This window comes from Amycolatopsis sp. NPDC043885 (genome assembly GCF_056435685.1).
The window spans coordinates 68900-93976 of sequence record NZ_JBWKEA010000019.1 but is presented as its reverse complement, the minus strand read 5'-3'; the positions used below and the strand labels follow the sequence as shown (position 1 = coordinate 93976).

Sequence of the window (25077 nt, the reverse complement as noted above, 5' to 3'; positions counted from 1 at the left end):
GATGCTGTGGTTTGTGCGTGCTTGGAGACCGAACACGCGTGCTTGGGGGCGGAACTCGCGTGCTTGGAGGCGGAACTGCGTGATCCGGCTCCAAGCACGCATGTTCGGAACTCCTACTCGTAGGTGACGGTGACCTCGTCGGTCAGCGGCAGGGACTGGCACGCCAGAACGATGCCTTCGGCGATGTCGTCACCGTCGAGGACCTCGTTGTTCAGCATCTTCACCTCACCGGAGGTGACTCGGCAGGCGCACGCGCTGCACTGGCCCTCGCGGCACGAGTACGGCGCGTCGAAGCCCTTTTCCAGCAACAGGTCCAGCAGTTTCGTCCGGCGGGGCCAGGTGAGCTTCTTCGTTTCCCCGTCGAGGGTGACCTCGACCGACGCCGGGGTCTCGGCCTCTTCGACGGCGACCGGCTCGGCCACTTCGAACGGATTCCCGCCCAGGGAAAGGAACCGCTCCAGGTGGATACGCTTGCGCGGCAACCCGAGGTCCTTGAGCACCGTGCGCGCGGCGTCCATGAACGGGCCAGGCCCGCAGATGAACGCCTCGTGCGCGGTGTACGGCGCCACCAAGGCGCGCAGGTGTGCCTCGGTCGGAAGTCCTTGCAGGCTCTCCAGCCAGTGCACGACGACCAGCCGGTCCTGGTACCGGGCGGCGAGGTCCGCCAGTTCCCGCGCGAAGATCACCGAACGCTCGTCGCGATTGGCGTACAGCAGCACCACCTTGCCGGTGCCGTGCTCCAGCGCGGACTTGAGGATCGACATCACCGGCGTGATACCGCTGCCGCCCGCGAGCAGCAGGAAGTCCTCATCGAGCGACGCGGGGCTGAACACTCCGGCCGGCGGCAGGACCTGCACCTCCTGCCCGGCCTGGAGGTTGTCGCAAAGCCAGTTCGACCCATAGCCGTCGGCGGTGCGCTTGACGGTGACCTGCACCCGGTTCTCATGCGGCGCGCTGGAGAGCGAGTAGCAGCGGGCCACCGACCCGGTCCGGTCGCTCGGCACGCGCAGAGTGAGGAACTGCCCTGGGGCGTATGCGAAAGCCGAAGCGTGCTCGGCCGGGATCTCGAACACGATCGACCGCGCGTCGGCCGTCTCGGTGATCACCTCGGCCACGGTCACGGTGACGGGACCGCTCATTCGGGCACCTCCAGCAGGCCGTCCTTCAACGCGGCTTCGATGCTCTCGCTGAGATTGCCGCAGGTGTCGAGCAACGCCGTCTGCGCCCCGGAAGCCTTCTGCTCGGCGAACACCGGGCAGCTGCGGGACGCGTCGGTCGTCCACTGGATGCTGGTGTGCTGCACGCTGTTCTTCTTGACCAGCACGCAGGTCCCGCACGCGCGGCAGCTCAGCGGCTGAAGCCCGGCGGTGAGGAACTCGACGGTCTCGGGCTTCACACCCCGGCCTCTTCCGCCTGCTGCCGCGCCAGGTTCTCGGCCACCTCCGCCGCCCAGACCTCGTTGGCGCGGCTGGTGTCCACTTCGAACTCGAACCGGCGCGTCATGTCCTCGGTGACGTCGGCCGCGTCCACATAGAACTGGTCGTACCAGCGGCGCAGCTGGTAGACCGGCCCGTCCTCCTCGCACAGCAACGGGTTGTCGATGCGGGTCTTGTTGCGCCAGATCTCCACGTCCTGCAGGAAGCCGACGCCGATGCCCTTGGCGAACTTCCCGGCGATCTTGTCCGCGTGCTCGTCCGAGACGCCCTCGAACTTCTTCACGCTCACGCCCCACTGCAGCACGAACGAGTTCTCGGTGACCGGGTAGTGGCAGTTGATCAGGACGTTCTCGATCTCGAAGCCCTGGTACGTGTTGAGCAGCTTGTTGATCATGTACGACGGCCCGAAATACGACGCCTCCGACCGCAGCAGGTTCTCTTCGCCGCCGTAGTTCGACGCCATTCCCTTGTCCGGGCGGCCCTTCGTGTTCAGGTACTGCGTGGCGATGTGGCCCTCGAACACGTTCTTGAAGTAGGTCGGGAAGGCGTAGTGGATGTAGAAGAAGTGCGCCATGTCGACCATGTTGTCGATGATCTCGCGGCAGTTGGAGCCCTCGATGAGCACCGAGTCCCAGGTCCAGTTGCTCCACTCGCCGGTGAAGACGCCCTCGATCCGCGGGATGACGACGTCTTCCGGCGGCGGATTGCCCTCCGGGTCGTGCCAGACGAACAGCTGCTTGTTCTCCTCCAGCACGATCCACGACTTCGTCCGTGCCCGCAGCGGAACCCGTTTGGCGTAGGGGATCGAGACGCATTTGCCGTTGCCGTTCCAGCGCCAGTCGTGGAACGGGCAGGCGATCTCGTCACCCTTGACCTCGCCCTGGGTGAGGTCGCCGCCCATATGGCGGCAGTACCCGTCGAGCACGTTCAGCTTGCCGGACGAATCGGCGAAGACCACCAGTTTCGTCCCGAACGCCGTGATGGCGTGCGGCTTCCCGTCGCGGAACGGCTCGGCCAGGCCGAGACAGTGCCAGCCGCGCGCGAACCGCGAAGGGGGCGCGCCCGCGTCGATCTGCCGTACGGATTCCGTCGTCATCGGCTGCCTCCCGCTTTGGTGTGATCTTGCTGCGCGAGATGCTCGGCCGCAAGGTAGCCGAACACCATCGCCGGGCCGATCGTCGCGCCTGGACCGGCGTAGGTGCGGCCCATCACCGCCGCGCTCGTGTTGCCCGCCGCGTAAAGTCCGTCGATCACCGACCCGTCTTCGCGCAGGACACGCGCGTGCGGGTCGATCCTCAAGCCGCCCTTGGTACCCAGGTCGCCGGGCACGATCTTCACCGCGTAGTACGGCGCGACGTCCAGCGGGCCCAGACTCGGGTTGGGTTTGTTCCGCGGGTCGCCGTAGTAGTGGTCGTACGCGCTGCGCCCGCGGTGGAAGTCCTCGTCCACGCCGCTTCCGGCGAAGCCGTTGAACCGCCGCACGGTGGCCTCCAGCGCGTCGGCCGGGACCTCGATCCGCTCGGCGAGTTTCGCGATCGTGCTCGCTTTGACCGCGATGCCCGCTTTGAACCAGCGGCCGGGCAGGGGCTGGCGAGGGCCGAGGCCGGTGAACATGTACCGGTTGCGGTTGCGCTGGTCGAACACCAGCCAGGTCGGGATGTTCGCGCCGGGCCCGTCACCCTCGCCGTACATCGCGTGCACGGCCTCGACGTACGGCGCCGACTCGTTGACGAAGCGTTCGCCTCGCGCGTTGACCATGAGGCAGCCCGGCCGCGACCGTTCGGCGAGCGCGAACCACGGGCCACCGGTCAGCGGGATGGACGGGCCCCACCACGCGTCGTCCATCAGGTCGACGGCCGCGCCGAGTTTGAGCCCGGCGTCGATGGCGTCGCCGGTGTTGGCCTCGGCGCCGACGGTCCACTCCGTACCGATGGGCGCCCGCTGGTATTTGACCCGCATCTCTTCGTTGCGCTCGAACCCGCCGGCGCCGAGGACGACGCCGAGCCGCGCGCGGATCGGCTTGTCCTCGCCCTCATGGCGCACGACGACGCCGGTCACCCGGTCGCCTTCGCTCTCCAGATCCACCAGAGGCGTGTTCAGCCAGACGGGGACATCCGCCCGGCGCAGACCTTCACGCAGACCGGCCGCAAGCGCTTGCCCCATGGAAAGAAGCCGCTGCCGCCGGATCCGGCCGGTCAGCCAGCGGCCGCCGAGACTCAGCACGCGGAGGATGCCGCGCGGATGCCGGGCGAGCAGGCTCAGCCACCGGTAGTCCGCCTGGGTGATCGGGGCGCCGAGCGGGGGCGCGCTGTACGGCGGCTCCAGGTTCGCCAGCTCCGGTCCGAGCAGGTTGCCGTCGAGCGCGGCCGGTTCGACCGACCGTCCGCCGGCCCGCCCGCCGGGGGCTTCCGGGTGGTAGTCCGAGTAGCCGCGGACCCAGCGGAAGCGCAACGGTGTCTTGTCGCAGACGAAGGACAGGACCTCGGGGCCGCGGTCGAGGAAGGCCGACCGGAGTTCGGCGGGGACCACGTCACCGACGATCGCTTCGAGGTATTCGCGCGCCCGTTCCGGGGGCTCCTCGATCCCGGCCGCCCGCAGCGCGTGGTTGCCGGGAATCCAGACGCCGCCGCCGGAGCGCGCCGTCGAACCGCCGAAGTGGGCGGCCTTCTCCACGACCAGGACCTCGAGTCCCCGGTGGGCTGCGGACAGTGCGGCGGTCATCCCGGCGGCACCACTGCCGACCACGATCACGTCGTACTCCATACGCCCCTCACCTGAAACACGTTGTAGGAAGCATGTAGCAGCATCCGCGCTGCTCCAGTCACCATAGACGAGAACGTGTTCTAGTTCTAGGGTGGGGGCATGGACTCCCTCGTCGCGGATGTGGTGATCGTGGGTTTCGGTGCGGCCGGCGCCTGTGCGGCGATCGAGGCCGCCGACGCCGGTGCCCGGGTGCTCGTGCTGGACCGGTTCTCCGGCGGTGGCGCGAGCGCGGTCAGTGGTGGTGTCGTCTACGCCGGGGGCGGGACGGCGCAGCAGCGGGACGCGGGCGTCGACGACAGCGTCGACGCGATGTACGACTACCTGCGGCTCGAGGCCGGCGACGTCGTCTCGGAGGAGACCCTGCGGCGTTTCTGTGCGGGCAGCACGGAGATGATCTCCTGGCTGGAAGGCAACGGCGTGCCTTTCGAGGGCAGTCTGTGCCCGTACAAGACGTCGTACCCGAGCGACGAGCACTATCTGTACTACTCGGGCAGCGAGGCGGCGGGCGGTTTCCGTGACGCCGCCAAGCCCGCGCCGCGCGGACATCGCGTCAAGGGGCCGGGCACTTCGGGAAAACTGCTGATGAAACGGCTCATGGAGGCGGTCCGGAGCCGCGGGATCCAGGTGCTGCCGCAGACCGCCGCGCGGAACCTCATCATCGACGAGGACGGGACCGTGACCGGTGTCGTCGTCTCGTCTTTGCGGGACGCTCCCGCTCGCGTGCGGGCCGCGCACCGGAGGCTGTCGGCGTATGCCGCCAAACCGGGGATCTACGTGCCCTCGCTGCGGAAGTCGCTGCACCGGCGAGCGGAGCGCATCGAGCGTCGCTACGGCCGTGAGCTGAGGATTTCCGCCTCGCGTGGGGTCGTTCTCGCGGCGGGCGGGTTCATCGCGAACCGCGAGATGGTGCGCGAGCACGCGCCCGCGTATCGCGGTGGACTGGCACTCGGGACGTCGGCCGACGACGGATCCGGCATCCGGATGGGGGTCGAGGCGGGCGGGGCCACCGCGGAGCTCGGGCGGATCTCCGCCTGGCGGTTCATCACCCCGCCGTCGGCGTTCCTCGGCGGCCTGCTCGTGGACGAGACGGGCGGCCGGATCATCGACGAGTCCCGGTACGGCGCGGCCGTCGGCGAACGCATGATCGCCGGACACGAAGGGCGTGGCTGGCTCCTGGTCGACGACGCCATCATCCGGGAGGTCCGGCGGGACGCGCGCGGGCAAAGTCAATGGTTCCAAGGACTTCAGGTGCGGTACCTGCTGCGCCGGCGCGTCGTCGCCGGTTCGCTCGACGAGGTCGCGCGCAAGGCCGGCGTCGATCCCGGCGGGCTGGCCGCCAGTGTCGAGGCGGCGAGGTCCGGCGCGGATCCGACGGGTAAACCCGCGGAGTTCGCGCGGCCGCTGGATCAGGGGCCGTACTCGCTGATCGATGTGTCGATCAAGCCGAACCTGGGCTATCCGTGCCCGATGCTGACGCTGGGTGGCCTGGTCGTCGACGAGGAGACCGGGGCGGTGCGCTCCGCCGCCGGCGCCCCGATTCGCGGGCTGTACGCGGCCGGCCGCACCGCGGTGGGAATCTGTTCTAAGTCCTACGTGAGTGGTCTGTCGCTGGCCGACTGCGTGTTTTCCGGGCGGCGTGCCGGACTGCACAGTGCGCTCGACCGGGGATCGGTCGACAAAAACGAGAACGTGTTCTAGTCTTGGACCCGGTTCACCGAGTACGGCGAGAGAGGGAACGCATATGAGCGAGCACGCCGCGCAGGACGTGATCGCGGGGATCCGGGAGCTGCTGCCGGTCCTGCGGGAGCGGGCGCAGGAGGCGGAGGACGCCAGGCGCGTTCCCGAGGAGTCCGTCAAAGCCCTGCAGGAGACCGGGTTCTTCAAACTGCTGCAGCCGAAGACGTTCGGTGGCCTCGAGGCCGACCCGGTGAGCTTCTACACCGCCGTCAAACTCGTCGCGAGCGCGTGCGGCTCCACCGGCTGGGTCGCCTCCATCCTCGGCGTCCACCCGTGGCACCTCGGCCTGTTCGAGGCGCAGGCGCAGCAGGACGTCTGGGGTGACGACAGCGACGTCCGGATCTCTTCGTCGTACGCGCCGATGGGCAAGGCGGACGTCGTCGACGGCGGGTACCGGCTCAGCGGGCGCTGGAGCTTCTCCTCCGGCTGCGACCACGCGACCTGGGTGCTGCTGGGCGGCCCGGTGTTCAAGGACGGCAAACCGGTCGACTTCTGCACCTACCTGGTGCCGATCTCCGACTACACGATCGAAGACGTCTGGGATACCGTGGGCCTGCGCGGCACCGGGTCCAACGACATCGTCGTGAACGATGTCTTCGTGCCGAAGCATCGCGCGCTGAGCTTCATCGCGACGTCGAAGTGCAAGACGCCCGGGCAGGAGATCAACCCCGGGCCCCTGTACAAACTTCCTTATGGTTCGGTGCATCCGAGCACGATCACCGCGCCGATCATCGGGATGGCGCAAGGCGCGTACGATGCGCACGTCGAGTACCAGGGCAAGCGGGTCCGCGCGGCGTACGCGGGAGAACAGTCCAAAGAGGACCCGTTCGCCAAGGTGCGGATCGCCGAGGCGGCGAGCGAGATCGACGCGGCCTGGCTCCAGCTGACGCACAACATCGACGAGCTGTACCAGCTGGCGTGCAAGGGGGAGAAGCTGCCGTTCCCCACGCGGTTGCGGGTCCGCCGCGATCAGGTCCGCGGTACCGAGCGCGCGATCTTCGCGATCGACAGGCTTTTCGAGAACTCCGGTGGCCGCGCCTTGCGGGCCGGAACCCCGATCCAGCGGTTCTGGCGCGATGCCCACGCCGGCCGGGTGCACGCGGCGAACGACGCCGAGCGCGCCTACGTCATGTTCGGAACCGGCGCCTTCGGGCTGCCCGTCGAGAATGCGATGGTCTGATGACCGAAGGCAAGTACGTCACCGTCCAAGGTGGACTCAAGCTGCACTACCACGAGGCGGGCGCGGAGCACCAGGAGACGGCGATCCTGCTGCACGGCGGCGGCCCCGGCGCGTCGGCGTGGAGCAACTTCGGCCGTAACCTGCCGGTGTTCGGCAAGAACTACCGGACGCTGGCGATCGACCAGCCCGGGTTCGGCCGGTCGGACAAGCCGACCGAGCATCCGCAGTACTTCCGCCACAGCGCGGACGCCGTGGTCGCGCTCATGGACGAACTCGGCATCGAGCGGGCGCATTTCGTCGGGAACTCGCTCGGCGGCGGGACTTCCGTACGGCTCGCGCTCAACCATCCGAAACGCGCCGGCCGTCTCGTCCTGATGGGACCGGGCGGCCTGAGCGTGAACCTGTTCGCGCCCGATCCCACCGAGGGCATCAAGAACCTCGGCCGGTTCAGCGCCCCGCCGGGCCCGAGCCGCGAGAAACTCGAAGCCTTCCTGCGGATCATGGTGCACGACCAGTCGCTGATCACCGACGAGCTGATCGACGAGCGATTCGCCGCGGCGAGCGCGCCGGAGTCCCTGGCGGCGATGAAGGCGATGGGCAAGTCGTTCGCCCAGCCCGACACCTACGAAGAGGGCATGCTGTGGCGTGAGGCGCATCGACTGCGTCAGCGTGTGCTGCTCATCTGGGGCAGGGAAGACCGCGTCAACCCGCTCGACGGCGCCCTGCTCGCGCTCAAGACGATCCCGCGTGCCCAGCTGCACGTGTTCGGCGGCTGCGGCCACTGGGCGCAGCTGGAGAAGTTCGACGAGTTCAACCGGCTGGCACTCGACTTCCTGGGAGCCTCCTGATGGGTATCCGTTCGCTCGCCTACCTCCGCATCGAAGCCACCGACATGGCCGCGTGGCGTGAATACGGGCTGAAGGTCCTCGGCATGGTCGAGGGCTCCGGCACCAATCCGGAAGCGCTCTACCTGCGCATGGACGATTTCCCGGCGCGGCTCGTGATCTTCCCCGGTGAGCACGACCGGCTCGCCGTGGCCGGCTGGGAGGTCGCCAACGCCGGCGAACTCGACGAGATCCGGGCTTCGCTCGACGCGCACTCGGTGCCGTACAAGGAAGGCACGCCGGATCAGCTGGCCGATCGCCGGGTCGACGGCTTAGTGTCCTTTGAGGACCCGTCGGGTAACACGCTCGAGGTGTTCCACGGCGTCGCGCTGCAGCACCGGCGCGTCGTCAGTCCTTATGGGCACAAGTTCGTGACCGGTGAGCAAGGACTCGGACACGTCGTACTGTCCACACACGACGATGACGCTTCTCTGCGGTTCTACCGTGACGTACTCGGGTTCCGGCTGCGGGACTCGATGAAACTGCCGCCGCAGATGGTCGGCAGGCCCGCCGACGGCGCTCCGGCGTGGCTGCGGTTCTTCGGCTGCAACCCGCGTCACCACAGTCTCGCGTTCCTCCCGATGCCGACACCCAGCGGCATCGTGCACCTCATGGTCGAAGTGGAGAACACCGACGACGTCGGCCTCTGCCTCGACCGGGCCATCCGCCGGAAGGTGCCGATGTCGGCCACCCTGGGGCGGCACGTCAACGATCTGATGCTCTCGTTCTACATGAAGACCCCCGGCGGCTTCGACGTCGAATACGGCTGCGAGGGGCGTCAAGTGGACGACGAGAGCTGGATCGCCCGAGAGAGTACGGCGGTTTCCTTGTGGGGACACGACTTTTCAGTCGGCGCACGTCGAGTATCAGGGCAGTCGTGACCCCGGTGACGGACCTCGGCGCGGAGATCGATCCGGCGCGGTTCCGCACGGTGCTCGGGCACTTCTGCACCGGCGTCGCGGTGGTGACCGGACACGACGGCACGGCGCCGGTGGGCTTCGCGTGCCAGTCGTTCGCGGCGCTTTCCCTCGATCCGCCGCTGGTGCTTTTCTGCCCTGCCAAGACTTCCCGGACCTGGGCGGTGCTCGCCGAGTCCGGCCGGTTCGCCGTCAACGTGCTCGCCGAGAACCAGCAAGAGGTCAGCGCGGTGTTCGGCGCGCGGGGCGCGGACAAGTTCGCGTCGGTCGACTGGACCCCCGCCCCGTCCGGATCCCCTTTGCTGGCAGGGGCTCTGACGTGGATCGACTGCACGCTCGAAGCGGTGCACGAGGCGGGTGACCATTACGTCGTCGTCGGCAGGGTCACCGCGCTCGGGGAACCGTCCGACGCCCGGCCGCTGCTGTTCCATCGCGGGCGGTACACGGTGACCGAGCCGGTGACGGACGCGCTCGCCGCGCTCATGCCCTGGCCGCGTCCTGACGATTGGCTCTGATCGGCTCACCGGCTTCGTGCAGACTGCGCAACGCGAGCGAGTACGACTCGATGAGCCCGGTCTCGTGGTACGGGACGCCGATCTCCGCGCAGTATCCTTGAACGATGGGCCGGGCGCGGCGAAGATGCGGCGATGGCATGCTCGGGAACAAGTGGTGCTCGATCTGGTAGTTGAGCCCGCCGAGCGCGACGTCGACGATCCTGCCGCCGCGGACGTTGCGCGACGTGAGCACCTGCTTGCGGAGGAAGTCGAGTTCGGTGTCGCCGGACAGGATCGGCATCCCCTTGTGGTTGGGTGCGAAGATCGATCCCATGTAGACGCCCCACAGTGCTTTGTGGACGATGAAGAAGACGAGCGCCTTGCCGGGGGAGAGGACCACGAGCAGCGCGCTGAAGTAAAGCGCGAAATGTGCCAGCAGCAAGGCCGCTTCGAGCCCGCGCCGCCGGAGACCCGGCTTCGCGACCGAGCGGATACCGGAGAAGTGCAGGTTCAGGCCTTCGAGGGTGAGCAACGGGAAGAACAGGAACGCCTGGTAACGGCCGATGAACCGGGGGAGGCCCTTGCTGGCCCGCGCCTGGTCCTTCGACCACACGAGGATGTCCGGATCGACGTCGGGGTCGAGGTCCTCGTGGTTCGGGTTCGCGTGGTGACGGGTGTGCTTGTCCATCCACCAGCCGTAACTCATGCCGACGCCGAGGTTCCCCGCGATCCGGCCGGCGATCTCGCTCGGACGACGGGTGCGGAACACCTGCCGGTGCGCGAGATCGTGCGACAGCAACGCGATCTGGCCGAACATCACCGCCTGGAAGACGGCGATCCCCAGCTGCCACCAGGAATCCCCGATCGCGAAGAAGGCGATCCAGCCGGAGACGAAGAGGGTGGCGACCAGGCCGATGCGGAAGGCGTAGTAGCCGGGACGGCGGTCGAGAAGGCCCGCTTCGCTGACGCGGCGGGACAGACGGGCGAAATCGCTGCCTGTGCGGAGGTTTGCGGTCACCGTTGTGAGTCTCGTCGGGGGTGGGGGTGGAGTGAATGCGGTGCGCCGGTGGGTTGGTGCGGGGGTTGGCCCTACCTTGGGGCCGTGATGTTCAGGGCGCGGACGTGGTATCTGCGGGTCGTGTGGCGGCACGAATTCGCCGAGGAACCCGTGGAGATCCTCAGCGAGGTCGGTCCCGGTGGCCATGAGCGCCGGAAGGTGGAGCGGTTCCGGGACGGCAGGCTCGGTTGGGCCGACGAAAAGGACGAGGTGGGCGGCACCGGCTCGGGTGTGGTCCCCGTCCCGCCTTTTGCCGAGATCAACTCGCAGGAGGAATTCGTGGCGTCCAGGATCACCGGCGACGAGTTTGAGCAGGCGTGGCGACAAGCGCTCGGCGGGCAGTGAGCGCCCGGATTCGGAGGGCCTTCGCTCAGCGGTGATAGACATTTTCGGATGTTTTTGCCCGGCCGCTCCTCTATTCGTGGCCGTCGAACTTGTGTTCGAGTATGATCTTGGCCATGACCACATCTCTTGCTTTTAATCCGAAAGCCGCTCGTTTTCTGGATGCCGCTTACGACGAGGAGGTTGTGCTTCGTCGGGCGCAGGGGCGGCAGGTGCGTTCGATAGCGGGGTTCGCCGGGGTGGGTGGGTCGCGAAGATCGGTGACCGAGGAGGTCGCGTTGGCGTTCTCGGTCTCCCGTAATCAGGCGTATCTGCTGGTCGAAACCTCGTCCGCCCTGGTGGCCCGGTTGCCGAACACGTTGGCGGCGCTGGAGAACGGCGATATCGATCTGCACAAGGCGTCGAAGTGTCCCAGCTGACCCGCGAGGTGTCCGATGAGGTCGCCGCGCGGGTGGACGCCTGGATGGCGAAGCGTCTCGCCGGCCGTGATCCCGGGGCGATCCGGAAATCGGTGGATCACGCGGTGCAGAAGTTCGATCCCGGCGGTTACCGGGAACGCGCCGCGGCCAAACGCGCGTTACGGCATGTGTCGCTGGAACACGAGGACGAGACCATGTCGAAGCTGTCGGGCTGGCTCCCCGCCGAGGTCGCCAGTTCGATCTACGCGTCCCTGAGCCACGCGGCCAAGAAACGCCGCAAGGCCGACACATCCCGCACCCTCGACCAGCACCGGGCGGACATCTTCGCCGAACGACTGCTGGCCGAGGACGGGCACGGGACACCGCGGGCGCATGTCCATGTCTATGTCGACTTGCTGACCCTGACCGGCGCCCGGGAAGATCCCGCCACCCTCGCCGGCTACGGACCCATTCCTGGCTGGCTCGTGCGAGAGATCGCCGCCGACCCTGGCTCGACGTGGTCCCGGCTGATCACCGATCCCGTCACCGGGCAACTTCTCGAAGCCAGTCCCGGCACCTACCGGTCCCCGGCCTCGCTGGCCCGCCTGATCAGAGCCCGGGATCGGGAATGTACCCACCCTGGCTGCCACCGCCCGGCGGAGTTCTCCGAGATCGACCACATCACCACCTGGGCCCGCCACGGCACCACCGATCACCACAACTGCCACGCCGCCTGCAAGATCCACAACCTCCTCAAAGAAGAACCCGGCTGGGCCGCGGAACCCACCGGCAACGGCGGCATGACCATCACCACCCCCACCGGCCGCACCTACACCGCAACACCCGAACCACTCCACGACCCACGCCCCCAACCGGAGGACGACACCCCACCCTTTTGATCGGCGCGGGCCTGCTCGCGGCTACCCGGACGCGCGACGGGTAGGGCACCAACGCGCCCTCGGACCGGCGCGCCAGAAACCGGCGCGCCCGGAAACCGTGCCCGTGAAGGCCCCCTTCCCTTCGCTGAGCCGGGGGAAGGAGTCGTTCACGCGCCACCGCGGCGACGATGTGGCCCTACGACCCCGCGGCAGCCTCCCGCGCCGCATCGAACGGAGCCCGGTCGAACACGATCCGCAGCTCCACGATCTTCCCCTCCCGCACCGTCAGCAGCTCGGCCCCGGGCGCGCTCGCCACCGGCAGGGTCGCCGTGTCGTACATCAGCAACGCGGTCGTCTCGTCCCCGAACGCCGAAAGCAGGGTCGAGCCGGTCAGGATCTCGGTGAACGGGCCCATGAACCCGCGAAACGCCTCCGCGCCGGAAAGGGGTCCGCCGGGCGTGTGGCAGGCGATGTCGTCGGCGACGTAGGTCATCGCCTTCTCGAAGTCCTTGCCCGTCCACGCGCGGTGGTAGGAGAGCGCGACATCCAAGGCGGGACTGGTCATGATGGTTCCTTTCGTCGGTCTTCACCCCGTCAGACACCACCCCCGCCCCGAACGGAACGGTGCACCGCGAAAGTGACACGATCGGCTCATGAGGGCGATGGGAGACCAGGACTTTCGCGAGCTCACCGACACCTATCGGCACGAGCTCCACCTGCACTGTTACCGGATCCTCGGCTCCCTCACCGACGCCGAGGACGCCGTCCAGGAGACGCTCCTCGCCGCTTGGAAGGGCATCGACGGCTTCGAGGGGCGCTCATCGCTTCGCACGTGGCTGTACCGCATCGCCACCAACCGCTGCCTCAACGCTCTGAGGGACGCGGGCCGCCGTCGCCCGCCCGAGCCGGTGCCGCCGTTCGACCCGCCGGAGCCGAGCCGCCGCGGCGAGGTGACCTGGTTACAGCCGTATCCGGACGAACTCGCCGACAGTGAGCCCGGCCCCGAAGCGCGCTACAGCACCAAGGAGGCGATAGAGCTCGCCTTCATCACCGGACTCCAGCTCCTCCCGCCGAGACAAGCAGCCGCGCTCGTCTTGCGTGACGTCCTGTGCTTCCCCGCCGGTGAGGTCGCGAGCATGCTCGGCACCACCGAGACGGCGGTCAAAGGCATCCTTCAGCGCGCCCGTGCCTCCCTCGACAAGCATCGCGAGAGCGCCGGGCACCGGCCGTCACCCGACGAACGCGCGCTGACCAGGCGATTCGCCGATGCGTTCACCGCGGGCGACCTCGACGGCATCCTGAGCCTGCTCACCGACGACGCCTGGCTCGCCATGCCGCCGGCACCGCACGAGTACCACGGTCTCGAAGCGATCGCGGGCTTCCTCCGCGTCACCATGGCCATTCCCGTGGAGGGTTTCACCATGACCCCGGCACGGGCCAACAACCAGCCCGCCTTCGTCTGTCGTCACGGTGAGACACCGGCCGGACTGATGGTCCTCACCCTCGACGGTGATCGCGTCCGCGCCATCACCCGGTTCCTGGATCAGAAGTAGCCCGCCAGGCGGCGGCAGAGCCTGGCGATGTCGATGACCGGCGCGCCCGTCCACGAAGGGCCGTCCATCCACCCGATCTCCTCGGGCGTTCCCTGATGCCGTACGAAAACGTGCTGGTGGAAATGTGCGACACTCCGCCCGGCGATGGCGGAGAACACGTGCTCCGGAGCCAGTTCCGCGCGCAGGCCCCTGGCCGCGCACCAGGCCGCTCGCGAAACCGCCGAGACCTCGTCCGAGGTCAGCTCGTCCAGCGCCGCCACGTGCCGCCGGGTTTCGACGAACAGATACCCGGGGAAGCCGCCGGGCCGGTGCGACACGACGACCGCGTCCCCGGCCCAGACCACCGGCCCCACCAGCGGGCCTTCGCCACGGTGCTTGGCACAGATCGCGCACTCCACCGGCTCACGATAACGGCGGCCGCACCCGCGCGAGGTGGTCCGCAGGCGAGCCGAACAGGTGCGCCGCGCCATGTGCCCGCTTGAAATACCGATGCGCCGGATGCTCCCAGGTGATCGCGATCCCGCCGTGCAGCTGGATCATTTCACCCGCCACCGTCGCCAGCGACTCCGAGCAATGCACCTTCGCCGCCGCGGCCAGCCTGCTCGACTCCGGAGCCGCGTAGGCCGCCGAGCGCGCGGTCTCCACCAGGACGTGGAGATCCGCCATCCGATGCTTCAACGCCTGGAATCCGCCGATCGGCCTGCCGAACTGGTGCCGCTGCTTGCTGTACTCCACCGTCAGTTCGAGGGCCCGTGCCGCGGCACCGGCCTGTTCGGCGGCCAGGACGGCGCAGGCGACGTCCCGCAGCGCGCCGAGGTCGACGGGGCCGATCAGCCGGGCGGGGACACTGTCGAAACGAACCCTGGCCAACCGCCGGGTTTCGTCCATCGCCGCAGTCCGCTCTCGCCGCGCATCGGTGACTTCGTACAGCGAGCCGTCAGCCACGACCAGGAGGATCTCGGCCTCGTCTCCGTGGAGGACGTAGTGCGCCTCACCCTCCACCGCGGAGTCGGCGACGCGGCAGGCAGGAGCATCCCAGCGACCTTCGGCATCGGTCCAGGCCACCGCGCCGACGACACCTTCGGCGAGGCGGGGGAGCAGACGTTCGCAAGCCTCGTCGTCGCCCGTGGCCAGGACGGCGTGCACGGCGAGCACGGCCGAGCCGAGGAACGGGACGTCGGCGAGGACCCTGCCCAGTTCTTCGGCGACCACCTGCAGTTCCGCCGTCCCGGCGCCGAGCCCGCCGAACCGCTCGGGAACGGCCAACGCCGCCACACCGATCTGCTCGCACAGCTCGGGCCAGGGATCCGCTTCCCGGTCCAGCAGTTTCCGCACGCTGTCGCGCAGCGCGTCCTGCTCGGCGGTGAACGTCATGACAGCACCCGCTCCCGGTGGAACCGCGGCGTGCCCCAGGCACCGACCAGCGCGCGGACCCTGGTCAGCCGCAGGCCGAGCGCGTGTTCCGCGGTGTAGCCGATCGCACCGTGCACCTGCAGCCCGGTCCGGGCGGCGAGGTGCGCGGCGTCGCCGCACGCCACCTTGGCCGCGGAGACGTCGCGCCGGTCCAGCGTTACGGCCGCGCCGAACAGCAGCGGTTCGGCCAGCGCGAGCCCGGTCGCGACATCCGCGAGCAGGTGCTTGACCGCCTGGTAGCCGCCGATCTCACGGCCGTACTGCTTGCGTTGTGCGGCATACGCGACGGACGTGTCGAGCAGCCACCGTCCCGCGCCGAGGAGTTGCGCCGCGGTGGCGAGCACACCCAGTTCGAACGCGCGGGCAGCGTCGAGCGCAGTGCCGAGATCGTCGCCCGTCACCGGCGGGAACAACCGTCGTGAACTGTCCACAGAGGACAAAAGGGAGCCGGGAGTGAACGCGCGCAGCCTGCCGTTCTCGACGGCGAGCCGCGCGTCCGCGACGTCGGAATCCAAGGCATACGGCACATGCGGAGGGTAAGCCACCGACGCCAGCGTCTCGCCGGACGCGACCGACGTCAGCAGTTCGTCGTCCAGCAAGGACGGCAGGACGGCCACGGTGTCGGTCCACGGCCCGGGAACGCAGTGATAGCTGAGCCGTTCGAAGCCGACGGCCAGATCCACCGGCGTGGCGCCGAAACCGTCGTACTTCTCGGGGACCGCCAGCGCGGTCACGCCGAGTTCCGCCAGCCGCCGCCAGATCTTGAGACCGGGGCCGTGATCACCAGCCGCCCAGGACCGGTTCGCCGAATCCGTGTCCACACCGGACAGAAGATCGTGCAGGCTGCGGGAGAACTGCTCCTGCTCGCCGGAGAGTGCGAACCTCATCGAGCCCCCTTCGGCAGGCCGAGCAGCCGTTCGGCGACGATGGACCGCTGGATCTGGTCGGTCCCGCCGTAGATCGGCCCCGCCAGGGAGAACAGCCAGCCGTCGCTCCAGCCGCCCCGCAGTTCGGCGTCCGGGCCGAGGATGTCGAGCGCGGTTTCGTGCAGGGCGACGTCGAGGTGCGACCAGAACAGCTTGTTGACACTCGATTCCGGGCCGAGCTCGGCACCGTCCGACAGCCGGGTGACCGTGCCCAAGGTGTACAGCTGATAGGCCCGCGCGCCGATCCACGCGTCGGCGACCCGGTCCGCGGTGTGCGCCGGACGTCCGGCGTCGTGCCAGAGCGAGACCAGCCGGTCGGCAGCGGCGAGGAACCGGCCGGGGCTGCGCAAGGACAGGCCGCGTTCGTTGTTCGCCGTCGTCATCGCGACCCGCCAGCCCTCACCCGGCGCGCCGATCACGTCCTCGTCGGGGACGAAGACGCTGTCGAAGAAGATCTCGGCGAACCCCGGTTCGCCGTCCAGCTGGGGGATCGGCCGGACGGTGACGCCCTCGGCTCGCAGGTCCACCATCAGATAGGTGAGTCCCTTGTGCCGCACCGAGTCCGGGTCGCTGCGGAACAGACCGAACGCGCGGTCGGCGAACGTCGCTCGCGAGCTCCACGTCTTCTGCCCGCTGACCCGCCAGCCGCCGTCGCAGCGAGTCGCGGTGCTCCGCAGAGCCGCGATGTCACTGCCCGCCTCGGGTTCCGACCACGCCTGCGCCCAGACCTCCTCGGAGTGCGCCATCTTCGGCAGGATGCGGCGCTGCTGCTCTTCCGTGCCATGGGAGAACAGCGTCGGCGCCAGCATGAAGATGCCGTTCTGGTTGACCCGCGACGGTGCTCCCGCCGCGTAGTACTCCTCCTCGAACAGCACCCACTCCAGCAGGCTCGCGTCCCGCCCGCCGAACTCGCGCGGCCACGAGACGACGGACCACCGGGAGTTGGCCAGCTTCGCTTCCCACTCGCGGTGCTGCGCGAATCCTTCGGCGGTGTCGAACGACTTCAGCGGCTCGGCGGGAACGTTCGCGGCGAGCCAGGCGCGGGCTTCGTCACGGAAGGCGAGCGTGCGCTCGTCGAGATCGAGATCCATCACGAGGTCCTGTTCGCGTCTCGCATCGAGCGCGCGTCCTGCCCGCCCAGCGAGTCACCACCGGAAACCTCGGCGTTGTGCGCGTGCGCGAAGTGGTGCAGCCCGAACACGGAGTCCATTCCGGACCGGAGACCCATCAGGTCTTCGGCCTGGTTCACGGCCTTCTTGGCGAGCGCGAGCCCCATCCGCGGCATCACCGCGACCTTCTCCGCCAGCGCCATCGTCTCGGTTTCGAGGTCGGCGCGCGGGACGACGCGGTTCAGCATGCCCCATTCCTTGGCCTGCCGCGCCGTGAAGCGCTCACCGGTGAACAACACTTCCTTGGCCGCGCGCGGACCGAGGACCCAGGGGTGCGCGAAGTACTCGACACCGGGAATCCCCATGCGCACCACGGGATCGGCGAAGAACGCGTCGTCGGAGGCAACGATCATGTCGCAGACCCATGCCAGCATCAGTGCCCCCGCGATGCACGCGCCCTGCACGCTCGCGATGGTCGGCTTCGGGATCTCGCGCCACCTTCGGCACATGCCGAGGTAGACCTCGGACTCGCGGGCGAACCGCTGATCGCCGCCCTCGGCGCCGACATGGTCCCACCACAGGACCGCCTTGCGCTCGAACGAGACGTCCACGTCGCGCTCCGGCGTCCCGATGTCGTGCCCGGCGGAGAAGTGCTTCCCGGCGCCGGCCAGCACGATCACCTTGACCTCGGGATCGTCGACGGCGCGGGCGAACGCCGCGTCGAGCGCGTAGGTCATCGCCGAGTTCTGCGCGTTCCGGTACTCCGGCCGGTTCATCGTGACGACGGCCACCGGCCCGCGTCGCTCGTACTCGACGGTCATCCGTTCTCCTCCCGCAACACGCGTTTCAGCACCTTCCCCGACAGATTCCGCGGAAGCTCCACCACGAAGTCGACAAATCGAGGGGTCTTGTAGTTGGCCAACTGTCCTTCGCAGTACGCCAGAACGTCCTCTGTGGTCAGTTCGGCCCCCGGGCCGAGCCGGACGAAGGCCTTGCCGACCTCGCCGAGCCGCCCGTCCGGCACGCCGACGACGGCGGCTTCCGCGACGCCGTCCAGACGGCTCAGCACCTGCTCGACCTCCGCCGGGTAGACGTTGAACCCGCCGCAGACGTACATGTCCTTGATCCGGTCGACGATCTTCAGGTAGCCGCGTTCGTTCAGCACCCCGACATCGCCGGTGTGCAACCAGCCGTCGGCGTCGACGGCCTTCGCGGTGGCGTCCGGATCGTCGAGATAGCCGAGCATGACGTTGGGGCCGCGGAGCAGGACTTCGTCGTGTTCGCCGAGTTTCACCTCGAAGCCCGCCGTCGCACGGCCCGAGAAGTTCGCGACCAGTTCGGCGTCGTCCTCGGGGCGGGACATCGTGGCCACCACGGCTTCGGTGAGGCCGTACGCGGTGAGCACGGTGTCGAAGTCCAGATCCGTCCGCATCCGCTCGACGAGCGTGACCGGCACGGTGGCGGCGCCGGTGACGGCGAGCCGGAGACTGGAGAGATCGTGGTTCGCGCGTTCCGGCGCGTCCAGCAGCACTTGGTAGACCGTCGGCGCGCCGGGGAGCACGGTGATCCGCTCGCTTTCGATGAGGCGCAGGGTTTCCCGGACGTCGAAGGTGCGCTGCGGCAGCAGGGTCGCGCCACGCAGGACGGCCGCGAGGATCCCTGCCTTGTAACCGAAGCTGTGAAAGAACGGGTTGATGACGAGGTAGCGGTCTTCCTCGGTCAGGCCACCGCAATCGCCCCAGGCTTCGGCGACGCTCAGTGCCTGCTGGTGGCTGCTCATCGCGCCCTTGCTGCGCCCGGTGGTCCCGGAGGTGAACAGGATGTCGCTGACGTCGTCCGGTTTCGCAGGACTGGCGAAATCGCTGTCGAGACCGGCGAGGGTGTCCCATTCCGTCACGCCGTCGACCGGTTTCTCCGCGCCTTCGACAGGGATGCGCACCACGGTGCCCGGGCGAGCGGAACCGAGATCCGCCAGCCGGTCCGTGCCGAGGAACGTGCCGGTGATCGCCAGTGCGGACACCTTCGCGCGCTCGAGGACGTCGATGGTCTCGCGCGCGGTGAAGCGGGTGTTGACCGGGATCAGTGTCGCTCCGGCGTACAGCGCGCCGAGCCCCGCGACGACCCAGTGCCAGGTGTTGGGGGAGCAGATGGCAACCCGTTCGTGGCCCTCGAAGAACCGCGCCGCCTGGCGCACCCGCCGGGCGAGCTCGGCATAGGTGAGCCGGACTTCGCCGTCGACCAGCGCTTCTCGCGCGGTGAAGCGTTTCGCGGCCCTGTCGAGCGCCGCCGGGATGGTTCCTTCAGTCATCGAAGTCTCCCTAGCAAGTGCTTGGTAGGGTAGCCTACGCAGCAGGCTCTGGTTTGGCTAGAGGAGGCAGGCGTGGTCCAAAACGGTTTCCGTGACCGTGTGCGCACCTGGCTGGCGGACAACCTGCCGACGGAACTGCGCGGTTCGGGCGGTCCCGGCCGGGAGCACGAGGCCTTCGACGAACGCGTGGAATGGGAGCGGCGGCTCGCCGCGGCGGGCTGGACCTGCGTCGGCTGGCCGGTCGAACACGGCGGTCAGGGCGCGACCCTCGAACAGCAGGTCGTCTTCCACGAGGAGTACGCGCGAGCGGGTGCGCCGGCGCGAGTCAGTCACCTGGCGCAGGAACTCCTCGGCCCGACCCTGATCGCGTTCGGCACGCCGGAGCAGCGGAAGCGGTTCCTGCCGCCGATCGTGGCCGTCGAAGAACTGTGGTGCCAGGGCTATTCCGAACCCGGCGCCGGATCCGACCTCGCCGCCGTGTCGGCCACGGCGACCCTCGAAGGCGACGAGTGGGTGCTGAACGGCCAGAAGGTGTGGACGTCGCTCGCGCAGGTGGCCGACTGGTGTTTCGTGCTGGCCCGCACCGAACCCGGTTCGAAACGCCACAAAGGACTGTCCTATTTGCTCGTCCCGATGCGGCAGCCCGGAGTCGAGGTCCGGCCGATCCGGCAGCTCACCGGGACCTCGGAGTTCAACGAAGTCTTCTTCGACGGTGCCCGCACGGCGAAGGATCTCGTCGTCGGCGAACCCGGCGACGGCTGGCGGGTGGCCATGGGCACGCTCGCGTTCGAGCGCGGCGTCGCGACGCTCGGGCAACAGGTCGGCTTCCGCCGGGAACTCGAAGAACTCACCAGGATCGCGCCGGACGACCCGGTGATCGCCGAACGGATCGACCGCGCCTGGGTCGGCTTGGAGGTCATGCGGGCGCAGGCGATCCGCACCCTCGGCGACTCGTCGCCCGGCGTGGCCGAAGTGTCCAAACTGGTCTGGGCGAACTGGCATCGCGATCTGGGGGAGCTGGCGATGCTCGTCCGCGGCGCGCGGGGTGTGCTCGCGGAAGACGGTCTCGACGCATGGCAACGGCTCTTCCTCTTCACCCGCGCCGACACGATCTACGGCGGTTCCAACGAAATCCAGCGCAACGTCATCGCCGAGCGAGTGCTCGGCCTGCCAAGGGAGGTGCGACCGTGATCCCGGTGCCGAAGTACCCCGAGGGGGCGAACCTCCTGCGGGGCAAGGTGGTCGTGGTGACGGCGGCGGCCGGCACCGGGATCGGTTCCGCGGTGGCGAAACGCGCGCTGGAGGAAGGCGCCCGCGTCGTGATCAGTGACTGGCACGAGCGGCGCCTCGGCGAAAAGGCGGCCGAGCTGGGTGACGTCCACGCGATCCCCTGTGACGTCACACAAGAGGATCAAGTGCAAACGCTCATCGACGGAGCCGCCGCGCACTACGGCCGGATCGACGTGCTCGTCAACAACGCCGGGCTCGGCGGCACAAGGTCCATTGTGGACATGACCGACGAGGAATGGGCACGGGTCATCGACGTGACTCTCAACGGCACGTTCCGCGCGACGAGGGCGGCGGTGAACCGGTTCGTCGCCCAAGGCGGCGGCGGGGCGATCGTCAACAACGCGTCGGTGATCGGGTGGCGCGCGCAGGCCGGGCAGGCCCACTACGCGGCCGCGAAGGCGGGGGTCATGGCGCTCACCCGGTGTTCGGCCGTCGACGTCGCCGAACACGGCATCCGGGTCAACGCCGTCGCGCCGAGCCTGGCGATGCATCCGTTCCTGGCCAAGGTGACCAGCGAGGAACTGCTCACCGAACTCACCGCGCGCGAGGTCTCGGGGAGGGCGGCGGAACCCTGGGAAGTGGCGAATGTGATGGTGTTCCTCGCCAGTGAGTACTCGTCGTACCTCACCGGCGAGGTCGTGTCCGTGAGTTCCCAGCATGCGTGAGACCTGTTGGCGGAGCAGAGGTGAAACTCGGGAAAGTGATCCTATGTGTGAACCTGCCCGGCCGAAGGCCTCGCGATCTCGGTGGCAGGGCGCCTTCTCGGCTCGACGTGACATGACTTACCATCTAGCGCCCTGCCGACGTCGATCGCGGTCGCGGGTTCACCACCACACGATGAGGTACCGATGAAAGCCAGTCCAGGGTCCCGCCGCGCCGAACTGCTCGCCCTGGCGGCGAAGCTGTTCGCCGAGCGCGGTTACGTCTCCACCACCGTGCGGGATATCGCGGACGCGGCGGGCATCCTGTCCGGCAGCCTGTACCACCATTTCGACTCGAAGGAGTCGATGGCCGACGAGATCCTGACCGGATTCCTCGACGAACTCTTCGGCGCCTACGCCGAGATCGTCGCGGAAGGGAAGGGGCCGAGGGAAACACTCGAAGCCGTCGTCGTGGCGTCGTTCGAATCCATTCACCGGCGGCCCGCCGAGGTGGCGATCTACCAGTCCGAGGCGAAGCATCTGATGCAGTTGCCGCGGTTCGGCTACCTCAACGACCGCAACACCGAATTCCGCAAGCTGTGGAACGGGATCCTCACCGACGGCATCGCGGCGGGCGTGTTCCGCGAGGACCTCGACGTCGAACTGACCTACCGGTTCATCCGCGACACCGTCTGGGTGGCGGTGCGCTGGTACAACCCCGGCGGCACGCTGAGCGCGGACGACGTCGCGCAGCAATACCTCGGGATCCTGCTGGACGGAATCGCGACCAAGAGGAGGCGGCGTGGCTGAAGCTTATGTCCTGGACGCGGTCCGGACCCCCGTCGGCAAACGCGGGGGAGCGCTCAGCGGTGTCCACTCCGCCGACCTCGGCGCCCACGTCATCCAGGCCGTCGTCGAACGCGCGGGCGTCGAGGCCGACCTGGTCGACGACGTCATTTTCGGCTGTTGCGACACGCTCGGGCCGCAGTCCGGGAACATCGCGCGCACGGCGTGGCTCGCGGCGGGTTTCGGGCACCACGTGCCGGGTGTGACGATCGACCGGCAGTGCGGTTCGAGCCAGCAGGCCGTGCACTTCGCCGCGCAGGCGGTGCTGTCCGGGACGATGGATCTCGTCCTCGCCGGCGGCGTGCAGAACATGAGCGCCATCCCGATCAGCGCGGCGATGCTGGCCGGACGCGAGTACGGCTTCGAAGACCCGTTCTCCGGCTCGAAGGGCTGGCAGGAGCGGTACGGCAGCGTCGAGGTCTCGCAGTTCCGCAGTGCCGACATGATCGCCGAACACTGGGACCTGACCCGTGAGGCGATGGAGGAGTTCGCCTTCCGCAGTCATCAGCGGGCGATCGCGGCCATCGACGAAGGCCGGTTCGCCGCCGAGACCGCACCGTTCGCCGGTGCCGCCCTGGACGAGGGGCCCAGGCGCGACACCAGCTTGGCGCGGATGGCGGGGCTGAAACCGCTGAGCGAGGGTTCTCGGATCACCGCGGCCGTGGCCAGCCAGATCTCGGACGGTGCCAGCGCGACGCTCATCGCGTCGGAGAAGTTCGTCGAGGAACACGGTCTCACCCCGCGCGCCAGGATCCATCACCTTTCCGTGCGGGCGGCCGATCCGGTGTGGATGCTGACCGGGCCCATCCCGGCGACCGCGCACGCGCTGCGGAAGACCGGGCTGAGCATCGACGACATCGACCTGTTCGAGGTCAACGAAGCGTTCGCGAGTGTCGTCCTGGCGTGGATCGAGGAGACGGGCGCAGATCCGGACCGCGTCAACGTGAACGGCGGCGGGATCGCGCTCGGCCACCCCATCGGGGCGACCGGCACGAAGCTGTTCGCGACGCTGCTGCACGAACTCGAGCGGCGAGGTGGGCGCTTCGGATTGCAGACGATGTGCGAGGGTGGCGGAACGGCGAACGTCACGATCATCGAGCGGCTTTGACACTCCACACGCCGAGCGCCGATGCGCTGAACACCGCGCCCAGCAGGCAGACGCCGGTCCAGTCCGCGACGGCGTAGACGGCGGTCGAGCCGATGGCGCCCAGGCCGCTGCCGACCGAGTAGAAGATCATGTACCCGCCGATCAGCCTGCTCCCGGCGTCCGGACGGAGCGGGTAGATCAGGGTCTGGCTCGTGACGTGCACGGCCTGGACAGCGAGGTCGAGCAAGATCGCGCCCGCCGCCAGCGCCCACAACGAGGAGCGGGTGAAACCCAGCGGTATCCAGGAAAGGACGAGCAGGCCCAGCGCCAGGCCGGTCGTCAAGCGCGCGCGGCCGCGATCGGCGAGCCGCCCCGCGGGAGCCGCCGCCAGCGCGCCCGCGGCCCCGGCCAGCCCGAACGCGCCGATAGCGGTATGCGACAAGCCGTCTTCACTGAGCGGCAGGGCGACCGAACTCCACAAGGTGCCGAAGGCGGCGAAGATCAGCAGTGCGAGCGTGCCGCGCGTCCGGAAGACGGGCTCCTCGACGAAAAGCGACCACGTCGAACGCAGCAGCCGCCCGTAGTTCATGGCCTTCCCCCCCAGGTGTGGCGGGAAGGACGCGATACAACACGATCGCGATCAGCACGGTCACGGCCGCGGACACGACGTACACCGCGCGCCAGCCGGCGAGGTCGGCCAGCGTGCCGGACACCGTGCGCGCGAGCAGGATCCCGAGGACGACGCCGGTCGTCACGAGGCCGACCACACGCCCGCGTTCGGCAGGCTCCGCCAGCGACGCGGCGAACGCGACCAGGAGTTGCGTGACGACCGCGAGCACACCGATCGCCGCCATGCCGGCGAACAGCACCACACCGTTCGCGGCGGTCGCGGCGACGAGTTCGGCGATCGCGAGCAGGGCCAGCTGGCCGGTGACGAGCCGCCGCCGGTCGAGCAGGTCGCCGAGCGGGACCAGCAGGAACAGGCCGAGTCCGTAACCGAGCTGGGTGAGCGTGACGATGCCGCCGACGGTCGACGCGGCGATACCGAGGTCGGCGCCCATCGTGACGAGCAATGGCTGCGCGAAGTAGATCGTGGCGACGGCCGTCCCGGCGGCCACGGCGAACAACAGGACGACACCGCGGTGCACGAACCCTCTAGATGGTTTCAAGTTGCTACCACTGGGACGGTAGAGCACTACGGTTGTAAGATGCAACCATGGTGAAGCGGACGACGTTCGACGAAGCCCCGTGCCCGGTGGCCCGCTCGGTCGACACGATCGGCGACTGGTGGTCGCTCCTGATCGTGCGCGACGCCTTCGACGGCGTCCGCCGCTTCGGGGAGTTCCAGCGCGGCCTCGGCGTCGCGAAGAACATCCTGTCCGCGCGGCTGCGGGCGCTCGTGGGACACGGCGTGCTCGACCTGGTCCCGGCTTCGGACGGGAGCACGTACAGCGAGTACGTCCTGACACCGAAGGGGCGGGACCTGTTCCCGGTGATCGTCGCTCTGCGGCAATGGGGGGAGGCGCACTTCTTCGGCAAGGGGGAGCCGCGTTCGGAACTGGTGGACCGCGACGGCGGGCTTCCGTTGCGGGAGCTGGAGATCCGGGCCGTGGATGGGCGTGTCGTCGGGCCGGAGGACACCGTGGTGGTGAAGGTGCCGTGAGCTGAAGGACGCTTCCCCCGCATGCGATGCCAGGGCCCCGGCAAGTCGATTCCCGCTGGTCAGTTTGGCAGGAGGGTCGTGGGTGGCAATGAGGGGTTTCACCCCCCCTTCCCCCCCCCACCCCGTCCCCAAACCCCCCCAAACACCCCAAACCG

At 68.7% G+C, this 25077-nt stretch carries 26 protein-coding genes and 1 pseudogene; 13 read left to right on the top strand and 14 right to left on the bottom strand.

All coding sequences use genetic code 11. The features are described 5' to 3' along the window. Positions 1-113 precede the first annotated feature (113 nt). From AC069I_RS36575 to kstD, 4 genes are read right to left on the bottom strand one after another with little or no spacing between them, the layout of a single operon-like run. Positions 114-1139 carry a 2Fe-2S iron-sulfur cluster-binding protein gene (locus AC069I_RS36575; protein WP_478230582.1) on the bottom strand — a complete coding sequence of 342 codons (1026 nt, stop codon included), beginning with the start codon at positions 1137-1139 and terminating at the stop codon, positions 114-116. Beyond that, a complete protein-coding gene (locus AC069I_RS36570; protein WP_340685128.1) occupies positions 1136-1396 on the bottom strand; it encodes a hypothetical protein in 261 nt (86 codons plus the stop codon). Before AC069I_RS36570 ends, AC069I_RS36575 begins: the two co-directional genes overlap by 4 nt. Next, entirely contained in the window at positions 1393-2532 is a 1140-nt protein-coding gene (locus tag AC069I_RS36565; protein ID WP_340685129.1) for a 3-ketosteroid-9-alpha-monooxygenase, oxygenase component, read from the bottom strand. The genes AC069I_RS36570 and AC069I_RS36565 overlap by 4 nt, the downstream gene beginning before the upstream one ends. After that, entirely contained in the window at positions 2529-4199 is a 1671-nt protein-coding gene (gene kstD, locus AC069I_RS36560; RefSeq protein ID WP_478233649.1) for a 3-oxosteroid 1-dehydrogenase, read from the bottom strand. The genes AC069I_RS36565 and kstD overlap by 4 nt, the downstream gene beginning before the upstream one ends. Before the next feature lie 99 nt (positions 4200-4298). Between kstD and AC069I_RS36555 the strand changes: the two genes are divergently transcribed. The 5 genes from AC069I_RS36555 to hsaB are packed head-to-tail and all read left to right on the top strand — an operon-like array spanning position 4299 to position 9432. Beyond that, positions 4299-5897: an FAD-binding protein gene (locus AC069I_RS36555; RefSeq protein ID WP_478230580.1), complete on the top strand. Its 1599-nt coding sequence runs from the start codon at positions 4299-4301 to the stop codon at positions 5895-5897. Positions 5898-5940: 43 nt separating this feature from the next. Beyond that, positions 5941-7116 (top strand): 3-hydroxy-9,10-secoandrosta-1,3,5(10)-triene-9,17-dione monooxygenase oxygenase subunit, encoded by a 1176-nt coding sequence (gene hsaA, locus AC069I_RS36550; RefSeq protein WP_478230579.1) that lies wholly within the window; start codon positions 5941-5943, stop codon positions 7114-7116. Beyond that, a complete protein-coding gene (gene hsaD / locus AC069I_RS36545; RefSeq protein WP_478233651.1) occupies positions 7116-7964 on the top strand; it encodes a 4,5:9,10-diseco-3-hydroxy-5,9,17-trioxoandrosta-1(10),2-diene-4-oate hydrolase in 849 nt (282 codons plus the stop codon). Before hsaA ends, hsaD begins: the two co-directional genes overlap by 1 nt. Continuing rightward, positions 7964-8881: an iron-dependent extradiol dioxygenase HsaC gene (hsaC, locus tag AC069I_RS36540; protein WP_396557309.1), complete on the top strand. Its 918-nt coding sequence runs from the start codon at positions 7964-7966 to the stop codon at positions 8879-8881. Before hsaD ends, hsaC begins: the two co-directional genes overlap by 1 nt. Next, positions 8878-9432 (top strand): 3-hydroxy-9,10-secoandrosta-1,3,5(10)-triene-9,17-dione monooxygenase reductase subunit, encoded by a 555-nt coding sequence (gene hsaB / locus AC069I_RS36535; protein WP_478267421.1) that lies wholly within the window; start codon positions 8878-8880, stop codon positions 9430-9432. The genes hsaC and hsaB overlap by 4 nt, the downstream gene beginning before the upstream one ends. On the opposite strand, the gene AC069I_RS36530 is transcribed toward hsaB, so the two are convergent. Further along, a complete protein-coding gene (locus tag AC069I_RS36530) occupies positions 9398-10429 on the bottom strand; it encodes a fatty acid desaturase family protein (protein ID WP_478267420.1) in 1032 nt (343 codons plus the stop codon). The genes hsaB and AC069I_RS36530 overlap by 35 nt on opposite strands. An 87-nt stretch (positions 10430-10516) precedes the next feature. Between AC069I_RS36530 and AC069I_RS36525 the strand changes: the two genes are divergently transcribed. Together AC069I_RS36525 and AC069I_RS36520 are read left to right on the top strand one after the other, a co-directional pair. After that, positions 10517-10813, top strand: a complete 297-nt coding sequence (locus AC069I_RS36525; protein ID WP_478230592.1) for a DUF6881 domain-containing protein — start codon at positions 10517-10519, stop codon at positions 10811-10813. Positions 10814-11070: 257 nt separating this feature from the next. Then, a pseudogene (locus AC069I_RS36520) lies at positions 11071-12107 on the top strand (HNH endonuclease signature motif containing protein). 175 nt (positions 12108-12282) lie between these two features. Here the strand turns inward: AC069I_RS36520 and AC069I_RS36515 are convergent. After that, on the bottom strand, positions 12283-12651 hold the full coding sequence (locus AC069I_RS36515) for a nuclear transport factor 2 family protein (protein WP_340685137.1): 369 nt from the start codon (positions 12649-12651) through the stop codon (positions 12283-12285). Between the two features lie 88 nt (positions 12652-12739). On the opposite strand from AC069I_RS36515, the gene AC069I_RS36510 reads away from it, so the two are divergent. Then, a complete protein-coding gene (locus AC069I_RS36510; RefSeq protein ID WP_478267419.1) occupies positions 12740-13639 on the top strand; it encodes an RNA polymerase subunit sigma-70 in 900 nt (299 codons plus the stop codon). Here AC069I_RS36510 and AC069I_RS36505 read toward each other — a convergent pair. Genes AC069I_RS36505 through AC069I_RS36480 form a run of 6 tightly spaced genes read right to left on the bottom strand, consistent with a single transcriptional unit; the run spans position 13630 to position 19395 of the window. Beyond that, complete coding sequence (locus AC069I_RS36505) at positions 13630-14037, bottom strand: HIT family protein (protein ID WP_478230573.1); 408 nt, start codon at positions 14035-14037, stop codon at positions 13630-13632. The two genes, AC069I_RS36510 and AC069I_RS36505, sit on opposite strands and share 10 nt — an antisense overlap. Positions 14038-14041: 4 nt before the next feature. Then, a complete protein-coding gene (locus tag AC069I_RS36500) occupies positions 14042-15013 on the bottom strand; it encodes an acyl-CoA dehydrogenase family protein (RefSeq protein WP_478267418.1) in 972 nt (323 codons plus the stop codon). Then, positions 15010-15939, bottom strand: coding sequence for an acyl-CoA dehydrogenase family protein (locus AC069I_RS36495; protein WP_478267417.1), 930 nt, complete (start codon positions 15937-15939; stop codon positions 15010-15012). The genes AC069I_RS36500 and AC069I_RS36495 overlap by 4 nt, the downstream gene beginning before the upstream one ends. After that, complete coding sequence (locus AC069I_RS36490; protein WP_478267416.1) at positions 15936-17069, bottom strand: acyl-CoA dehydrogenase family protein; 1134 nt, start codon at positions 17067-17069, stop codon at positions 15936-15938. Before AC069I_RS36490 ends, AC069I_RS36495 begins: the two co-directional genes overlap by 4 nt. Beyond that, complete coding sequence (locus AC069I_RS36485) at positions 17069-17908, bottom strand: enoyl-CoA hydratase (protein WP_478267415.1); 840 nt, start codon at positions 17906-17908, stop codon at positions 17069-17071. The genes AC069I_RS36490 and AC069I_RS36485 overlap by 1 nt, the downstream gene beginning before the upstream one ends. After that, the gene (locus tag AC069I_RS36480) at positions 17905-19395 is read right to left on the bottom strand and encodes a FadD3 family acyl-CoA ligase (protein WP_478267414.1); all 1491 of its coding nucleotides are present in this window, start codon (positions 19393-19395) and stop codon (positions 17905-17907) included. The genes AC069I_RS36485 and AC069I_RS36480 overlap by 4 nt, the downstream gene beginning before the upstream one ends. 72 nt (positions 19396-19467) lie before the next feature. Here AC069I_RS36480 and AC069I_RS36475 point away from each other — a divergent pair, with 72 nt between their 5' ends. The 4 genes from AC069I_RS36475 to AC069I_RS36460 all read left to right on the top strand — a co-directional run bounded on the left by AC069I_RS36475 (position 19468) and on the right by AC069I_RS36460 (position 23280). Continuing rightward, the gene (locus tag AC069I_RS36475; protein ID WP_478267413.1) at positions 19468-20586 is read left to right on the top strand and encodes an acyl-CoA dehydrogenase family protein; all 1119 of its coding nucleotides are present in this window, start codon (positions 19468-19470) and stop codon (positions 20584-20586) included. Beyond that, positions 20583-21350: an SDR family oxidoreductase gene (locus AC069I_RS36470; RefSeq protein ID WP_478267412.1), complete on the top strand. Its 768-nt coding sequence runs from the start codon at positions 20583-20585 to the stop codon at positions 21348-21350. The genes AC069I_RS36475 and AC069I_RS36470 overlap by 4 nt, the downstream gene beginning before the upstream one ends. A 183-nt stretch (positions 21351-21533) precedes the next feature. Continuing rightward, on the top strand, positions 21534-22136 hold the full coding sequence (locus AC069I_RS36465) for a TetR/AcrR family transcriptional regulator (RefSeq protein ID WP_016332873.1): 603 nt from the start codon (positions 21534-21536) through the stop codon (positions 22134-22136). Then, positions 22129-23280, top strand: a complete 1152-nt coding sequence (locus AC069I_RS36460; RefSeq protein WP_478267411.1) for an acetyl-CoA C-acetyltransferase — start codon at positions 22129-22131, stop codon at positions 23278-23280. The genes AC069I_RS36465 and AC069I_RS36460 overlap by 8 nt, the downstream gene beginning before the upstream one ends. On the opposite strand, the gene AC069I_RS36455 is transcribed toward AC069I_RS36460, so the two are convergent. After that, positions 23264-23740, bottom strand: a complete 477-nt coding sequence (locus AC069I_RS36455) for an MFS transporter (RefSeq protein ID WP_478267410.1) — start codon at positions 23738-23740, stop codon at positions 23264-23266. The genes AC069I_RS36460 and AC069I_RS36455 overlap by 17 nt on opposite strands. Further along, a complete protein-coding gene (locus AC069I_RS36450; RefSeq protein WP_478267409.1) occupies positions 23709-24428 on the bottom strand; it encodes an MFS transporter in 720 nt (239 codons plus the stop codon). Before AC069I_RS36450 ends, AC069I_RS36455 begins: the two co-directional genes overlap by 32 nt. A gap of 47 nt (positions 24429-24475) precedes the next feature. Here AC069I_RS36450 and AC069I_RS36445 point away from each other — a divergent pair, with 47 nt between their 5' ends. Next, positions 24476-24922 (top strand): winged helix-turn-helix transcriptional regulator, encoded by a 447-nt coding sequence (locus AC069I_RS36445; protein ID WP_478267408.1) that lies wholly within the window; start codon positions 24476-24478, stop codon positions 24920-24922. Positions 24923-25077: the final 155 nt, after the last annotated feature.

Bases quoted from the DNA above. Each gene is read 5' to 3' on its own strand.
- kstD (WP_478233649.1), bottom strand. From the start codon at position 4,199: ATGGAGTACGACGTGATCGTGGTCGGCAGTGGTGCCGCCGGGATGACC.
- AC069I_RS36510 (WP_478267419.1), top strand. From the start codon at position 12,740: ATGAGGGCGATGGGAGACCAGGACTTTCGCGAGCTCACCGACACCTAT.
- AC069I_RS36555 (WP_478230580.1), top strand. From the start codon at position 4,299: ATGGACTCCCTCGTCGCGGATGTGGTGATCGTGGGTTTCGGTGCGGCC.
- AC069I_RS36575 (WP_478230582.1), bottom strand. From the start codon at position 1,139: ATGAGCGGTCCCGTCACCGTGACCGTGGCCGAGGTGATCACCGAGACG.
- AC069I_RS36480 (WP_478267414.1), bottom strand. From the start codon at position 19,395: ATGACTGAAGGAACCATCCCGGCGGCGCTCGACAGGGCCGCGAAACGC.
- AC069I_RS36445 (WP_478267408.1), top strand. From the start codon at position 24,476: ATGGTGAAGCGGACGACGTTCGACGAAGCCCCGTGCCCGGTGGCCCGC.
- hsaD (WP_478233651.1), top strand. From the start codon at position 7,116: ATGACCGAAGGCAAGTACGTCACCGTCCAAGGTGGACTCAAGCTGCAC.
- hsaC (WP_396557309.1), top strand. From the start codon at position 7,964: ATGGGTATCCGTTCGCTCGCCTACCTCCGCATCGAAGCCACCGACATG.
- AC069I_RS36500 (WP_478267418.1), bottom strand. From the start codon at position 15,013: ATGACGTTCACCGCCGAGCAGGACGCGCTGCGCGACAGCGTGCGGAAA.
- AC069I_RS36485 (WP_478267415.1), bottom strand. From the start codon at position 17,908: ATGACCGTCGAGTACGAGCGACGCGGGCCGGTGGCCGTCGTCACGATG.
- hsaA (WP_478230579.1), top strand. From the start codon at position 5,941: ATGAGCGAGCACGCCGCGCAGGACGTGATCGCGGGGATCCGGGAGCTG.
- AC069I_RS36495 (WP_478267417.1), bottom strand. From the start codon at position 15,939: ATGAGGTTCGCACTCTCCGGCGAGCAGGAGCAGTTCTCCCGCAGCCTG.
- AC069I_RS36515 (WP_340685137.1), bottom strand. From the start codon at position 12,651: ATGACCAGTCCCGCCTTGGATGTCGCGCTCTCCTACCACCGCGCGTGG.
- AC069I_RS36565 (WP_340685129.1), bottom strand. From the start codon at position 2,532: ATGACGACGGAATCCGTACGGCAGATCGACGCGGGCGCGCCCCCTTCG.
- AC069I_RS36525 (WP_478230592.1), top strand. From the start codon at position 10,517: ATGTTCAGGGCGCGGACGTGGTATCTGCGGGTCGTGTGGCGGCACGAA.
- AC069I_RS36490 (WP_478267416.1), bottom strand. From the start codon at position 17,069: ATGGATCTCGATCTCGACGAGCGCACGCTCGCCTTCCGTGACGAAGCC.
- AC069I_RS36465 (WP_016332873.1), top strand. From the start codon at position 21,534: ATGAAAGCCAGTCCAGGGTCCCGCCGCGCCGAACTGCTCGCCCTGGCG.